Genomic DNA, 15,206 nt, shown 5'->3' with positions numbered 1-15,206 from the left:
GTTTTGTGCCTGTCGCTGCGAGATCATAAAAAGATTACTCAGCATGATCTCTTTGTTGAAACATTAAAACTCTTTTCTCAGCCAGCTATTGATGCGTTTAAACCAATTGCCCACCGAGGCGCGTTTTTCTACTTCCGTCTCACCGCTCAGATGAGACTCTTTTCCATAGTGCAGCAAACCTACCGCCGTCGAGTAGTAAGGCTCCTGCGCATAATCCGTCAGACCCGTGATGTTCAAGGGTTGGCCGATGCGTACCTGAGTGTGGAACACCCGTTGCGCACAGGCTGCCAGGCCATCAATCTGGGCGGCGCCACCGGTCAGCACGATACCTGCCGCCAGATGATGCTTCACCCCTTGCTGACGCAGTTGCTCCTGCAATTGCAAAATTTCATCGTTAACCAGATTCAACAGTTCGGTGTAGCGTGGCTCAATGACTTCAGCCAGCGTCTGTCTTTGCAGACTGCGCGGAGGACGTCCCCCGACGCTAGGCACCTCTACATTCTCATCCTTGCTAACAATCGACCCAAGCGCACAACCGTGTCGAACTTTAATCGCTTCCGCGTCGGTCGGCGGCGTGCCAAAGGCGTAAGCGATGTCGCTGGTGACCACGTTCCCGGCGTAAGGGATCACTTTGGTGTGGCGCAGCGCGCCGCCGGTGTACACCGCCATATCCATGGTGCCGCCGCCGATATCCACCACGCAAACGCCGAGTTCGCGTTCATCTTCGGTCAGCACCGCGTAGCTCGCGGCCAGACCGGCGAAAATAAGTTGGTCAACTTTCAGGCCGCAACGTTCCACGGCCTTGACGATGTTCTTCGCCATATCGTTATGGCAGGTAATCAGATGCACCTTGGCCTGCATGCGCACGCCGGACAGCCCAACCGGGTTTTTGATGCCTTCCTGATAATCGATGGCGTATTCCTGAGGAATCACATGCAGGATGCGGTGTTCGTCGCGCACGCGCACCGATTTGGCGGTATGCACCACGTTCTCCACGTCGTCCTGCGTCACTTCCTCTTCCGAGATCGGCACCATGCCGATTTCGTTCTGGCAGCTGATGTGCTTGCCCGACAGCGCCAGATACACCGACGAGATCTGGCAGTCCGCCATCAGCTCGGCCTGATCGATGGCGCGCTGTACGCACTTCACCACCGACTCCAGGTCGTTTACGCCACCCTTATCCATGCCGCGAGACGGGCAGCTGCCCACCCCGATAATGTTGACCATGCCATCGGGCAGAACTTCCCCTACCAACGCGGAGACTTTTGCAGTACCGATCTCCAGTCCAACTACCAGTTTTCTGTCCGTCGACTTGATCATTGTTGTTTTGCCTGTGCCTGATTCTGTTGCTGATTACTGTTTTGCTGACCGCCAAGCGCCTGCGGATCGACCAACACCGGAGCCCACCCCACCGAAGCGCCGGACTCGTAGCGCAGATCGACATAGCTGACACGCTTGCTCTCCGCCTGGCCCTGCTGTTGCAATACCGGGTAAAGCTCGATAAACCGCTGCAAACGCCCGTTGCGGTCATCGCGCCCCAGCTCAAGCCGAACATCGTTGTCCAGCGCCAGCTGCCAGGAATGGCGCGCGGTCATCGCCGCCATTTTCAGCGTATATTTGCTGGCCGCCAACGTGGCGCTCATCGCCCGATAGCCCTCCAGCACATCCTGCTCGCTCCCTTCCGGCCCGTAGAGCAGCGGCAACTTCTGCTTGCCCGCCCGCTCCGCCGGCACGCTGAACGCTTTGCCCTCGGCGTCCACCATGTGCAAATCGTTCCAGCGCGCCACCGGGACGTACTCCACCAGATGGATCTTCAGCTCATCCGGCCATTGTTTGCGCACGCTGGCCTGCTTGATCCACGGCAGACGTTCGATCTGCTGCTGGATGACGTCCACATCCTGCGTCATAAAGGTGCCGGGTGCGCCCAGCGCCAGGATCGCCTGACGAATATCATCGTTGGTGGTGTAGTGGCGTTCGCCGGTCACCACCAGCCTTGAGAGCGGCAGGCGGCTGGCGTCTTTCATCCAGCCAAGCACCGCCCAACCGCTCCACACGACCGTTCCCAACACCATCAGCAGGAAAATCATTCCCGCCAACTGGGTTCCATTGCTGCGGCGCGGGCCGTTATCCACCTCGCGATCGCGCGCATTCAGGGCAGCTTGCGACATATCAGTCGGCCAACTCCAAAATTCTCGCCACTAGCTGCGAGAAGCTTAATCCAAACTGGCGCGCTGCCATCGGCACCAGGCTATGACTGGTCATGCCCGGAGAGGTGTTCACCTCAAGCAAATAGAAGCTGCCATCGCTGTCTTGCATCACGTCGACGCGGCCCCAGCCGCTGCAGTCCAGACCGCGGTAGGCGCGCAGCGCCAATGCCGCCATCTCGGCTTCCTGCTCGGCGCTCAAACCGCTCGGGCAGAAGTACTGCGTATCGTCCGAAATGTACTTGGCCTGGTAGTCGTAAAACACGCCGGCCGGCTGGATGCGGATCGACGGCAGCACCTGGTCGCCCAGCATCGCCACGGTGTATTCCGGCCCGCTCAACCACTTCTCCACCAACACATCGTCGTCATGGCGGAAGGCTTCTTCCAACGCCGCTTCCAACGCAGCGCTCTCGGTGACCTTGCTCATGCCGACGCTGGAGCCTTCACGGCTCGGCTTGACGATCAGCGGCAGACCGAGATCCGCCACGCGCGCCAGCAGCGCCGCTTTTTCGGCGCCGAAGTACAGCTGGCGATTCAACGCCACGTAAGGCGCCACCGGCAAGCCCATCGACTGCCACACCATCTTGGTGCGCCATTTGTCCATGGTCAGCGCCGAGGCCATCACGCCGCTGCCGGTATAAGGCAGCTCGAGGAACTCCAGCAGCCCCTGCAGAGTGCCATCCTCGCCGCCGCGGCCGTGCAGCGCGATAAACACTTTGGTGAACCCCTGCTCTTTCAGTTGGGTCACCGGGAAATCGCGGGTATCGACGCCATGCGCATCGATACCGGCTTCGCGCAACCCGGCCAGCACCGCGGCGCCGGATTGCAGAGAAACGTCACGTTCAGCGGAGGTGCCGCCCAGCAGAACTGCAACTTTATCAGCCATGGTGCTCCTCCTCTTTCTTCGGCGGCTGCAGCTTCAGCTCGGCCAGTTTACGGGCGATTTTGCCCACGTTACCGGCGCCCTGCACCAGCACCAGGTCTTCATCCTGCAGCAGCTGCGCCAGCGTTTCCGGCACGCTATCGGCATCGGAAACCAGGATCGGATCCAGCTTGCCGCGGCTGCGGATGGTGCGGCACAGCGAGCGGCTGTCCGCGCCCGGGATCGGCGCTTCGCCGGCGGCGTACACGTCGAGCATCAGCAGCACATCCACCTGCGACAACACGTTGGCGAAATCGTCGTACAGATCGCGAGTACGCGTGTAGCGGTGCGGCTGGAAGATCATCACCAGACGCTTGTCCGGCCAACCGGCGCGCGCCGCCTTCAGCGTGGCGTCCACTTCGGTCGGATGGTGGCCGTAGTCGTCCACCAGCATCGCGCTGCCCGCTTTGCCGTTGACCGGCTCCAGCGGGAACTCGCCGAGGAAATCGAAGCGGCGCCCGGTCCCCTGGAAACCCGCCAGCGCGCGCAGGATATCTTCGTCGTCGATGCCTTCTTCGGTCGCTACCGCTACCGCCGCCGCCGCGTTCAACGCATTGTGGCGGCCCGGCGCGTTCAGCGTCACCGTCAGCAACGGCTTGTCCTGACGGCTCAGGGTAAAGTGCCCCTGCGGCCCAATCTGCCGGTAGTCTTCGATGCGCACATCGGCATCTTCACTGAAGCCGTAAGTGGTGATATGGCGACCCACGCGCGGCAACAGCTCGCGCACTACCGGATCGTCGATGCACATCACCGCACGGCCGTAGAACGGCAGGTTGTGCAAGAAATTGATAAACGTCTGCTTCAGGTTCTCGAAGTCGCCCTGGTAAGTGTCCATATGGTCGGCTTCGATGTTGGTGACCACGGCCACCATCGGCTGCAGGTGCAGGAACGACGCATCGCTCTCATCCGCTTCCGCGATCAGATAACGGCTGGACCCCAGTCGTGCGTGGGTGCCTGCCGCCTTCACCAGCCCGCCATTGACGAAGGTCGGGTCCAGGCGGGCTTCGGCATAAATGCTCGAGACCATCGCCGTGGTGGTGGTTTTGCCGTGCGTGCCGGCGATAGCAATGCCGTGGCGAAAACGCATCAGCTCCGCCAGCATTTCAGCGCGGCGGATCACCGGGATGCGCGCTTCACGAGCGGCGACGATCTCCGGGTTGTCGGCGGAGATGGCGGTAGACACCACCACCACGCTCGCATCCAGCACGTTTTCCGGACGGTGATTGAAGTAAATCGTCGCCCCGAGCGCGCTCAACTGTTGGGTCACCGGATTCGGCGCCAGGTCGGAGCCGCTGATCTGATACCCTTCGTTTGCCAACACTTCGGCGATACCACCCATGCCGGCACCACCGATGCCGACAAAGTGAATGTGCCGGACGCGACGCATCTCGGGCACGATAGTACGTAGTTTCGCCAGTTGTTGTGTATTCATCACTCTCTCTAATCCGGATCCGGTACCCCGGCCCTACATCACATTGCTTTTATTCAGGTTCGGCGCGCCGAACCCCTGCACTCGTTACCTGGCGAGCCGCACCAGCTCCGCCGCCACGCGCTCGGTGGCGTCCGGAATGGCGACCGCGCGCGCTTTCTCGGCCATGGCCAGCAGCGTCTTGCGATCCCAGCTCGCCAGCAGTTCGGCCACCACATCGGCGTTGAACTGCGGCTGTTCGATAATCTTCGCCGCGCCGGCTTCTTCCAGCGGGCGTGCGTTCCAGTACTGTTGACGATCCTTGTGCATGAACGGCACGAAGATCGCCGGCAGCCCCGCCGCCGCGATTTCGCTGACGGTCAACGCGCCGGAGCGGCAGACCACCACGTCGGCCCAGGCATAGGCGGCGGCCATGTCGTCGATGAACTCGGTCACCTTGTGCTGCGTCTGCCCTACCCTCTCGTAGTCGCGCAGCACCGTTTCCAGCGCGCCCTTGCCAACCTGATGCCAGAGCGTAATTCTATCGCCCAAACGCGCCGCGACTTCAGGAACTGTCTGATTCAGCACGCGCGCGCCCTGACTTCCGCCAATCACCAACACACGGATCGGGCCTTCGCGCCCTTGCAACCGCTCCGCCGGCAACGGCAGCGCCAACACGTCGGTACGCACCGGGTTGCCCACCACCTCGGCGTTCGGGAACGCGCCGGGGAAGGCCTGCATCACTTTGGCGGCGATGCGCGCCAGCCAGCGGTTGGTCAAGCCGGCGATGCCGTTCTGCTCGTGCAGCACCACCGGGATGCCGCACTGCCAGGCCGCCAGGCCGCCGGGGCCGGAAACGTAACCGCCCATCCCCAGCACCACATCCGGCTGATAGCTGCGCATAATGGCTTTCGCCTGCCGCACCGCCTGCCAGATCCGCAGCGGCGCCGTCAACTGGGCCTTCAGGCCCTTGCCGCGCAGGCCGGAGATGCGGATAAAATCAATCTCGATCCCGTGCTTCGGCACCAGATCGGCTTCCATTCGGTCTGCGGTTCCGAGCCAGCGCACCTGCCAGCCCTGCGCCATCAGATGATGCGCGACCGCCAGCCCCGGGAACACGTGCCCGCCGGTACCGCCTGCCATCACCATTAAACGCTTAGGTTTCCCGCTCATCCCTTACCTCTTCACAAACGCCTGAGCCTTGGTCAGGCGCGTTTCATAATCAATTCGCAGCAACAGCACGATCGCCGTCGACATAATCAGCAAGCTCGAGCCGCCGTAACTGATCAGCGGCAGCGTCAGACCTTTGGTCGGCAGCATGCCCGCGGCGGCGCCGACGTTAACCAGCGCCTGGAAGCTGAACCACACGCCGATCGCGCAGGCCAGGAAGCCGGAGAAGCGTTGGTCGATCTCCAGCGCGCGGCGCCCGATGGACATCGCGCGAAAAGCGACGAAGAATACCATTAACAGGGCTAAAACCACACCGATATAGCCCAGTTCTTCACCCAAAATGGAGAAGATGAAGTCGGTATGCGCTTCCGGCAAATACTCCAGTTTCTGCACCGAGTTGCCGAGCCCCTGCCCCCAGAACTCACCGCGGCCGAATGCCATCAGTGACTGGGTCAACTGGTAGCCGCTGCCGAACGGGTCGGCCCACGGGTTCCAGAACGAGGTCACGCGGCGCATACGGTACGGTTCCGCGATAATCAGCAGCACCACGGCGAACACGCCGGAGCCGATGATCGCCAGGAACTGCCACATTTTCGCGCCGGCCAGGAACAGCATCGCCAGCGTGGTGATGAACAGCACCACCACGGTACCGAGGTCCGGCTGCGCCAGCAGCAGCACCGCCAGCACCACCATCACGCCCATCGGCTTACAGAAGCCCCAGAAGTTGCTGCGCACCTCTTCCACCTTGCGCACCAAATAGCTCGCCAGGTAGCAGAACAGCGACAGCTTAGACAGCTCTGCGGGCTGAATACGCAGCGGGCCGAGCGCGATCCAACGCGAGGCCCCGTTTACCGAGCTCCCCACCACCAGCACGATCAGCAGCATCACGATCGACATCAGCAGCATTACGTTGCTGTAGCGCTGCCAAACTTCCATCGGGATGCGCAGCGTCACCAGCGACAGACCGAACGCCAGGCCGAGGTACAACGCATCACGTTTGGCGAACAGGAACGGATCGTCCGCCAGGCGTTGGCCGATCGGCATCGACGCCGAAGTCACCATCACGAAGCCGATGATCGCCAACCCGAAGGTCAGCCACAGCAGGGTGCGATCGTACAGCACCATGTTGACCGCGTCGTTGTCGCGCGCGCCGGTCACCCAGTCTTTCAGCCGTTCTGTCAGCCCGAAGTTCGGCAAGCGTAGTTTCATCCGCCAAGCTCCTGCGCCAGGCGAGCGAACTCATCGCCGCGCACTTCAAAATTACGGAACTGATCGAGACTGGCGCAGGCCGGCGACAACAACACCATATCGCCGGGCTGTACGCGGCCGGCGATGGTGCGCATCGCCTGCTCCATGGTCTCGGTCAGCGTCGCCACTTCCGGCCGCAGCTGCGCCAGCTGGGCGCCGTCGCGGCCAAAGCAATACAGACGCACGTTGTCGCCCTGCAGATAGCGCGCCAGCGGCGAGAAATCGGCGGACTTGCCGTCGCCGCCCAGCAGCAGATGCAGCGTGCCGTCCACCTGCAGGCCGTTCAGCGCCGCTTCGGTGCTGCCGACGTTGGTGGCTTTGGAATCGTTGATCCAACGCACGCCGTTGTTCTCCCAGGCCAGCTGGAAACGGTGCGCCAGGCCGGTGAAGGTGGTCAGCGCCTTCAGGCTGGACGCGCGCGGGATATTGACCGCATCCGCCAACGCCAGCGCCGCCAGGGCGTTGGTGTAGTTGTGGCGGCCGGTCAGTTTCATCTCGCGCGTATTCAGCACCTTGTCACCGCGCACCCGCAGCCAGGTTTCCCCCTGCTGACGGTTCAGGTGATAGTCGCCAACGTCGGCGCCGAAGCTGACGCAGCGCTCGTCGGCGCCGCGCACCGGCATGGTCAGCGCATCGTCCGCGTTCACCACGCACACGGCGGCGTTTTCATACACGCGCAGCTTGGCGCCGCGATACTGCTGCAGGCCGAACGGATAGCGATCCATATGATCTTCGGTCACGTTCAGGATGGTCGCCGCCGCCGCCCGCAGGCTATGCGTCGTTTCCAGCTGGAAGCTGGACAACTCCAGCACGTAAAGCTGACATTCCTGACGCAACAGGCTCAGCGCCGGCAGGCCGATATTGCCGCCCACGCCCACCACCCAACCGGCAGCTTTCGCCATCTCGCCCACCAGGGTGGTGACGGTGCTCTTGCCGTTGGAGCCGGTGATCGCCACGATCGGCGCCTGCGCCTCGCGGCAGAACAGTTCGACGTCGCCGACGATTTCCACGCCGGCTTCCGCCGCGGCGCTCAATGCCGGGGTCGCCAGCGCGACGCCCGGGCTGGCGACGATCAGATCCGCCGCCAGCAGCCAGTCCTGGTTCAGATCGCCCAGATGGCGCTCCACGCTTTCAGGCAGTTTGTCCAACCCTGGCGGCGCGATACGGGTATCCATCACGCGCGGCGTCACGCCGCGCGCCATGAAGAAATCGACACAGGACAGGCCGGTGAGGCCCAACCCGATGATGACGACTTTTCTACCCTGATAGTCTGCCATGATTAACGCACCTTCAGCGTTGCCAGGCCAATCAGCACCAGCATCAGCGAAATGATCCAGAAGCGCACGATCACGCGCGGTTCCGGCCAGCCTTTCAATTCATAGTGGTGGTGAATCGGCGCCATGCGGAAAATGCGTTGTCCGCGCAGCTTGAACGACCCCACCTGCAGGATCACCGACAGCGTCTCTACCACGAACACGCCGCCCATGATCACCAACAAGAACTCTTGGCGCAGCAGCACCGCGATGGTGCCCAGCGCGCCGCCCAGCGCCAGCGAACCGACGTCGCCCATAAACACCTGAGCCGGGTAGGTATTGAACCACAGGAACCCGAGGCCGGCGCCGACGATGGCGGTGCAGACGATCACCAACTCACCGGCATGACGCAGATACGGAATATGCAGGTAGTTGGCGAAGTTCATGTTACCGGTCGCCCAGGCTACCAGCGCGAAACCGGCCGCCACGAATACCGTCGGCATAATCGCCAGGCCGTCCAGGCCATCGGTCAGGTTGACCGCGTTGCTGGTGCCGACGATGACGAAATAGGCCAGCAGGATGTACAGCAAGCCCAACTGCGGCATCACGTCCTTAAAGAACGGCACAACCAGCTCGGTGGCTGGCGTGTCTTTTCCTACGGCGTACATGGCGAATGCGACAATCAGCGCAATCACCGACTGCCAGAAATACTTCCAGCGGGCGATCAGCCCTTTGGTGTCCTTACGCACCACCTTGCGGTAGTCGTCGACGAAACCGACGATGCCGTAACCCACCAGCACAAACAGCACGCACCAGACATACGGGTTGGACGGGTAGGCCCACATCAGCACCGAAATGGTGATGGAGGTCAGGATCATGATACCGCCCATGGTCGGCGTGCCGCGCTTGCTGAAGTGCGACTCGGGGCCGTCGTTACGCACTACCTGCCCGAAGGACATTTCTTGCAGACGCTTGATCACCCGCGGGCCCATCCACAGCGACAGGAACAGCGCGGTCAGCAGGCTGACAATGGCTCGGAACGTCAGATAAGAAAAGACGTTGAAGCCTGAGTAATACTTGACCAAATGCTCGGCCAGCCAAACTAACATGGTGCTTTCTCCTGTAACGCGCGTACTACCTGCTCCATTGCGGCACTACGTGAACCTTTGATTAACACGGTGATGACCGCATGTTCCGACAGTAATTCCGCCACGCGCGCGATCACTGCAGTCTTGTCCTGATAATGTTCGCCATTGCCGGAGGCTTCGCTCAGCACGCGGCTCAACCCGCCGACGCTGATCACTTTGTCGACCCCAGCCAGACGGGCGGCTTCACCCACCTGACGGTGGCACTCTTCCGCTTCTGCGCCCAGCTCGGCCATATCGCCGACCACCATCACGCGATAGCCCGGCATTTCCGCCAGCACCTGCGCCGCCGCGGTCATCGACCCGACGTTGGCGTTATAGCTGTCATCCAGCAGAAGCTTGTCTTCGGCCAGCGCCACCGGGAACAAACGCCCCGGCACCGCCTGCAATTGCTTCAACCCCTGACGCACCGCTTCAAGGGTGGCGCCCACCGACATCGCCAGCGCCGTGGCCGCCAGCGCGTTGGCCACGTTGTGGCGCCCCGGCAGCGGCAGCGCGATCTGGGCGGTGCCGAACGGGCTGTGCAGCGTAAACTGCGTGCCTGCGCCGTTCACCCGCACGTCGTCCGCGAAGAAGTCCACGCCTTCGGCCGCCTGCGGCGAGAAGCGCCAGACGGTTTTGCCGCCCAGCATGCTCTGCCAGTGCGGCCAGTCGTTGTTATCGGCGTTGATGATCGCCACGCCGTCGGCCGGCAGGCCGGTAAAGATTTCACCTTTCGCCTGGGCGACGCCGGCCAGCGAGCCGAAGCCTTCCAGGTGCGCCGCCGCCAGGTTGTTCACCAAAGCGGTCTGCGGACGCGTCAATGCGGTGGTGTAAGCAATTTCGCCAATGTGGTTAGCGCCCAGCTCTATCACGGCAAAATCATGCTGCGGCTCCAGACGCAACAGCGTCAGCGGCACGCCGATGTCGTTATTGAAGTTGCCGGCGGTATACAGCACTTCGCCGCATTCCCGCAGAATGGCGGCGGTCATTTCTTTCACCGATGTCTTGCCCGAGGAGCCGGTCAGGGCCACCACGCGCGCAGGCACCTGTTGACGCACCCAGGCGCCAAGCTGCCCCAGCGCCAGACGGGTGTCTTTCACCACCAGCTGCGGCGCGTCCACCAATAAGCGCTTACTGACCAGCAACGCCCCGGCGCCTGCGGCTACGGCATCCGCCGCGAAGTCGTGAGCGTCGAAACGCTCGCCTTTCAGCGCTACAAACAGGCAACCGGCGGTCACCTTGCGGGTGTCTGTCGTCACCTCGACAATTTGGCAATCGGCGCCGATCAGTTCAGCGCTCAATACCTCAGCCAGTGTCTGAAGAGAGACAGGGATCATGCCAGCACCCCCAGCAGCCGTGCGACCGTCGTGCGGTCGGAATAATCCAGACGGCGGTTGCCCACCAGCTGATAATCTTCGTGGCCTTTGCCCGCCACCAACACCACATCCTGCTCCTGCGCCTGCATGATGGCGCTGGTCACCGCTTCGGCGCGGCCGTGGATCACCAGCGCCTGCCCGGCGTCCAGCAATCCGGTCAGGATGTCGTTGATAATCGCGCGCGGCTCTTCGGTCCGCGGGTTGTCATCGGTGATCACCACGCGATCGGCGAACTGCTCGGCGATGCCGCCCATCAGCGGACGTTTGCCCTTGTCGCGATCGCCGCCGCAGCCGAACACGCACCACAGCTGCCCCTGGCAGTGCAGGCGCGCGGCTTCCAGCGCTTTCTCCAGCGCATCCGGCGTGTGGGCGTAATCCACCACGACCGTCGGTTTGCCCGGCGCGTTAAACACTTCCATGCGGCCGCAGACCGGCTGCAGACGGCTGCCGGTTTCCACCAGCGCCTCCAGCGGGTAGCCCAACGACAGCAGCGTCGCCAAGGCCAACAGCAGGTTGCTGACGTTGAAAGCGCCCATCAGGCGGCTTTCGATCTCGCCGTCGCCCCAGCTGGAGCTGAAACGAACCGTGGCGCCGTTGTCGTGATAGTCGACCGCCGTGGTTTTCAGCCAGCGGCCGTGGCAGCCCGGCTGCAGGTTGTCCTGCATCGTCACCGCTACCGCATCCGGCAGCTTGCTCAGCCAGCGCTGGCCGACTTCATCGTCAGCGTTGATGATCGCCTGCCCCACGTTGTGGGCGGCGAACAGCGACCACTTGGCCGCTTCGTAATTGGCCATGTCACCGTGATAATCCAGGTGATCGCGGCTCAGGTTGGTGAAAACCGCCGCAGCGAACGGCAGCGCCGCCACTCGGTGTTGCACCAGACCGTGGGATGAGACTTCCATCGCGGCGAAGGTCGCGCCCTGTTCCGCCAACTCGTTTAATACGTGTTGAACATCCACCGCAGAACCGGTGGTATTCTCCGTCGGACACACCTGGCCCAGCAGGCCGTTGCCGACGGTGCCCATTACCGCGCTGGTTTCGCCCAGCAGTTGGCTCCACTGCGCCAGCAGTTGCGTGGTGGTGGTTTTGCCGTTGGTGCCGGTCACCCCGACCAGGCGCAGACGCTCGCCCGGCTGATGGTAAAAACGCCCGGCCAGCGCGGAAAGGCGCTGGTTCAGTTGGCTCAGGTAGATCACCGGCACGCCGTGCATCTCAACGATGGCGCCGTCTTCGGCCTGACCGTCAGCCTCGGCGATCACAGCGTCGACGCCCTGCGCGATGGCCTGCGGAATATAGCGGCGTCCATCCGTTTGATGGCCGACCACGGCGACAAACAGATCCCCGGCAGCCGCCACGCGGCTGTCTAATGTCATTTCCCGCAGCGCGCGCCCGGGTGCCGTCGGCACCCACGGGGCGAGTAAGTCGCGCAAATTACGATCTGCCACCTGAACCCTCTTTCTTGTTAATCACTAATTCGCTTTTGTCACCGGTGGGCAACGCGTCAGGCTCGACGTTCATGGTGCGCAATACGCCGCCCATGATGGCGCCGAACACCGGCGCGGAGATTGCGCCACCATAGTATTTCCCACCCTGCGGATCGTTGATGACGACCACCAGGGCAAAACGGGGGTTACTTGCCGGCGCGACGCCGGCGGTATAAGCGATGTATCGGTTGACGTATTTGCCGTCCGGGCCCACTTTTTTCGCGGTACCGGTTTTGATGGCGATACGGTATCCCTTGATGGCGGCTTTCACGCCGCCGCCGCCCGGCAAGGCCACGCTTTCCATCATGTGCACCACGGTGCGCACCAGAGGTTCAGGGAAAACGCGTTCGCCGGCGACCGGAGGGTCAACCTTGGTGATCGACAATGGGCGATACACGCCCAGGCTGCCGATCGTTGCATAGACTCGCGCCAACTGTAACGGAGTTACCATCAGCCCGTAGCCGAAAGAGAAGGTGGCCCTCTCTATGTCAGACCACCGTTGTTTTTTTGGGTATATGCCACTGCTTTCTCCGACCAGCCCCAAATTGGTCGCTTTTCCCAGCCCAAAACGAGAGTAAGTATCTACTAACGCTGAGGACGGCATCGCTAACGCCAGCTTTGAAACACCGACGTTACTCGACTTCTGCAAGATCCCGGTCAATGACAGCTCCGAGTACCGCGCCACGTCTTTGATCTCGTGGCCCTGAATGCGGTACGGGATGGTGTTCAGCACGCTGTTTTCTCTCACCACGCCGTTTTGCAGCGCGGTCATCACCACCATCGGCTTCACGGTTGAACCGGGTTCAAAAATATCGGTGATGGCGCGGTTACGCATGGTTTCTTTCGGCGTACCGGCCATGTTGTTCGGGTTGTAAGACGGGCTGTTGGCCATCGCCAGCACTTCGCCGGTGTTCACGTCGATCAGCACCGCAGTGCCCGATTCGGCCTTGTTGAACGCCACCGCGTTGTTCAGCTCGCGATACACCAGCGCCTGCAGGCGCTCATCGACGCTCAGCACCAGGTTGTGCGCCGCCTGACTGTCGACGGAGGAGATATCTTCGATCACCCGGCCGAAGCGGTCCTTACGCACCGTTCTCTCGCCCGGTTGCCCGGTCAGCCAGCGGTCGAAGCTCTTCTCGACGCCTTCGATACCTTGCCCGTCGATGTTGGTCACGCCGATGATATGCGACGTCACCTGCCCCGCCGGGTAGTAACGGCGCGACTCCTGCCGCAGGTAGATCCCCGGCAGCTTGAGTTTGTGAATGTAATCGCCGATCGCCGGGTTAACCTGGCGCGCCAGATAAACGAAGCGCCCTTTCGGGTTGGCGTTGATGCGGTTGGAAAGCTGGTCCAGCGGGATGTTCAGCGCATCGGAAAGCGCTTTCCAGCGGCTGTCCAGCGTGATGCCGCCGCGCTCGTTCAGCTCTTTCGGATCGGCCCACACCGCATTCACCGGCACACTGACCGCCAATGGACGGCCGGCGCGATCGCTGATCATGCCGCGCGCGGTCGGCACTTCCTGCACGCGCAGCGAACGCATGTCGCCTTCTTTCACCAGACGATCGGGGTTGATGACCTGCAGGTACGCGACGCGCAACATCAGGCCAACCATCGCCAGCAAAATGCAGCCGCACAGCAACGCAAAACGCCAGCTGACAAAGCTGGCCTGATCTTCCTGGCGTCTCAACTTACCGGGGCGCGCTGCTTTCATGCGTTTCCTTTCTACTCCGTGTCATTATTCCGGTTAAACCATTCATTGTTTAACGATGATATTTTCCTGCGATGGATCAACGTGTTGCATCTGCAGTTTTTCTGTCGCGATACGTTCAACCCGGCTGTGATCGCCGAGGGCGTTCTCTTCTAAAATCAGGTTGCGCCACTCGATATCCAGCGCATCGCGCTCCAGAACCAACTGTTCGCGCTCGGCGGTCAGCAGGCGGGTGCGGTGCGCGGTAGTCACCACGAAAATCGCGGAAACCAGTGACGCAATCAGTAAAATCAGGGGGATCTTGGCATTGCGCAGCAGATCGCCGCCAATCACCCCGACCAAACCGTGACGTTCGTTGCCGATCACGCGGGCATCCTCTCAGCAATACGCAGCACCGAGCTGCGCGCACGCGGGTTGTCCGCCACTTCCGCTTCCGACGGCATCATTTTGCCCAGCGCTTTCAGCGTCCGGCCGCCCATGCCGCGCAGCTGCTCTTCGGTCAACGGAATGCCCGCCGGCACCTGAGCGCCGCGGCTGTGGTGACGCATAAAGCGTTTGACGATGCGGTCTTCCAGCGAGTGGAAGCTGATGATCGACAAACGGCCCTGCGGGGCCAGCACTTCCAGCGCGCCGTCGAGCGCACGCTCGATCTCTTCCAGCTCGCTGTTGATATAGATGCGGATCGCCTGGAAGCTGCGCGTCGCCGGATGCTTGTGCTTTTCACGGAACGGGCTGGCATCGGCGATCAGATCCGCCAGCTCTTTGGTGCGCGTCATCGGCTCCACGCGGTTTCTTTCCACGATGGCGCGCGCGATGCGCTTGGCAAAACGCTCTTCGCCAAAGGTTTTCAGCACCCAGGCGATATCGTCCGCTTCGGCCTTCATCAGCCATTCGGCGGCGGACAGGCCGGTGGACGGATCCATGCGCATGTCCAGCGGACCGTCGCGCATAAAGGAGAATCCGCGCTCCGCGTCGTCAAGCTGCGGCGAGGAAACGCCCAGATCGAGCAGAACGCCGTCGATCTTGCCCACCAGCTCGCGCTCCCGCACATAGTGCGACAACTCGGAAAATGGGCCGTGTACGATGGTAAAACGAGGATCTTCAATAGATTTGGCGGCTGCAATCGCCTGAGGGTCACGGTCAATCGCCAGCAAGCGCCCTTCCGGCCCCAGTTGGGACAGAATCAGACGAGAATGGCCACCGCGACCAAAAGTACCGTCGATATATATGCCGTTGCTGCGGATGTTGAGGCCGTTGACGGCTTCGTCCAGCAGGACGGTGGTGTGTTTATAGTTTTCCAACATGC

The 15,206-nt window shown here is 62.0% G+C and carries 13 protein-coding genes; all 13 read right to left on the bottom strand.

The window, feature by feature from the left end; all coding sequences use genetic code 11:
* Positions 1-63: 63 nt before the first annotated feature.
* The 13 genes from ftsA to rsmH all read right to left on the bottom strand — a co-directional run bounded on the left by ftsA (position 64) and on the right by rsmH (position 15,204).
* Entirely contained in the window at positions 64-1,320 is a 1,257-nt protein-coding gene (gene ftsA / locus ADK28_RS01065) for a cell division protein FtsA (protein WP_004932758.1), read from the bottom strand.
* Positions 1,317-2,168: a cell division protein FtsQ gene (gene ftsQ / locus ADK28_RS01060; protein ID WP_004932761.1), complete on the bottom strand. Its 852-nt coding sequence runs from the start codon at positions 2,166-2,168 to the stop codon at positions 1,317-1,319. Before ftsQ ends, ftsA begins: the two co-directional genes overlap by 4 nt.
* A gap of 1 nt (position 2,169) precedes the next feature.
* On the bottom strand, positions 2,170-3,090 hold the full coding sequence (locus ADK28_RS01055; RefSeq protein ID WP_048794657.1) for a D-alanine--D-alanine ligase: 921 nt from the start codon (positions 3,088-3,090) through the stop codon (positions 2,170-2,172).
* A complete protein-coding gene (gene murC, locus ADK28_RS01050; protein ID WP_028127852.1) occupies positions 3,083-4,558 on the bottom strand; it encodes a UDP-N-acetylmuramate--L-alanine ligase in 1,476 nt (491 codons plus the stop codon). Before murC ends, ADK28_RS01055 begins: the two co-directional genes overlap by 8 nt.
* Positions 4,559-4,642: 84 nt before the next feature.
* On the bottom strand, positions 4,643-5,707 hold the full coding sequence (gene murG, locus ADK28_RS01045) for an undecaprenyldiphospho-muramoylpentapeptide beta-N-acetylglucosaminyltransferase (protein ID WP_028127853.1): 1,065 nt from the start codon (positions 5,705-5,707) through the stop codon (positions 4,643-4,645).
* 3 nt (positions 5,708-5,710) lie between these two features.
* Entirely contained in the window at positions 5,711-6,913 is a 1,203-nt protein-coding gene (ftsW, locus tag ADK28_RS01040) for a cell division protein FtsW (protein WP_015376649.1), read from the bottom strand.
* Positions 6,910-8,229, bottom strand: coding sequence for a UDP-N-acetylmuramoyl-L-alanine--D-glutamate ligase (murD, locus tag ADK28_RS01035; RefSeq protein WP_048794656.1), 1,320 nt, complete (start codon positions 8,227-8,229; stop codon positions 6,910-6,912). The genes ftsW and murD overlap by 4 nt, the downstream gene beginning before the upstream one ends.
* A gap of 2 nt (positions 8,230-8,231) precedes the next feature.
* Positions 8,232-9,314, bottom strand: a complete 1,083-nt coding sequence (gene mraY, locus ADK28_RS01030) for a phospho-N-acetylmuramoyl-pentapeptide-transferase (RefSeq protein ID WP_004932782.1) — start codon at positions 9,312-9,314, stop codon at positions 8,232-8,234.
* The gene (gene murF, locus ADK28_RS01025) at positions 9,308-10,669 is read right to left on the bottom strand and encodes a UDP-N-acetylmuramoyl-tripeptide--D-alanyl-D-alanine ligase (protein ID WP_048794655.1); all 1,362 of its coding nucleotides are present in this window, start codon (positions 10,667-10,669) and stop codon (positions 9,308-9,310) included. The genes mraY and murF overlap by 7 nt, the downstream gene beginning before the upstream one ends.
* Entirely contained in the window at positions 10,666-12,153 is a 1,488-nt protein-coding gene (murE, locus tag ADK28_RS01020) for a UDP-N-acetylmuramoyl-L-alanyl-D-glutamate--2,6-diaminopimelate ligase (RefSeq protein WP_048794654.1), read from the bottom strand. The genes murF and murE overlap by 4 nt, the downstream gene beginning before the upstream one ends.
* Complete coding sequence (locus ADK28_RS01015; RefSeq protein ID WP_004932790.1) at positions 12,140-13,903, bottom strand: peptidoglycan glycosyltransferase FtsI; 1,764 nt, start codon at positions 13,901-13,903, stop codon at positions 12,140-12,142. The genes murE and ADK28_RS01015 overlap by 14 nt, the downstream gene beginning before the upstream one ends.
* A 42-nt stretch (positions 13,904-13,945) precedes the next feature.
* The gene (gene ftsL / locus ADK28_RS01010) at positions 13,946-14,266 is read right to left on the bottom strand and encodes a cell division protein FtsL (RefSeq protein ID WP_015376645.1); all 321 of its coding nucleotides are present in this window, start codon (positions 14,264-14,266) and stop codon (positions 13,946-13,948) included.
* Entirely contained in the window at positions 14,263-15,204 is a 942-nt protein-coding gene (gene rsmH, locus ADK28_RS01005) for a 16S rRNA (cytosine(1402)-N(4))-methyltransferase RsmH (RefSeq protein ID WP_004932794.1), read from the bottom strand. The genes ftsL and rsmH overlap by 4 nt, the downstream gene beginning before the upstream one ends.
* Positions 15,205-15,206: the final 2 nt, after the last annotated feature.

This window comes from Serratia sp. 506_PEND (genome assembly GCF_001076875.1).
Lineage (GTDB): Bacteria > Pseudomonadota > Gammaproteobacteria > Enterobacterales > Enterobacteriaceae > Serratia > Serratia marcescens.
Note: the sequence above shows the minus strand (reverse complement) of the source record. Positions and strands in the feature narration are given on the sequence as shown.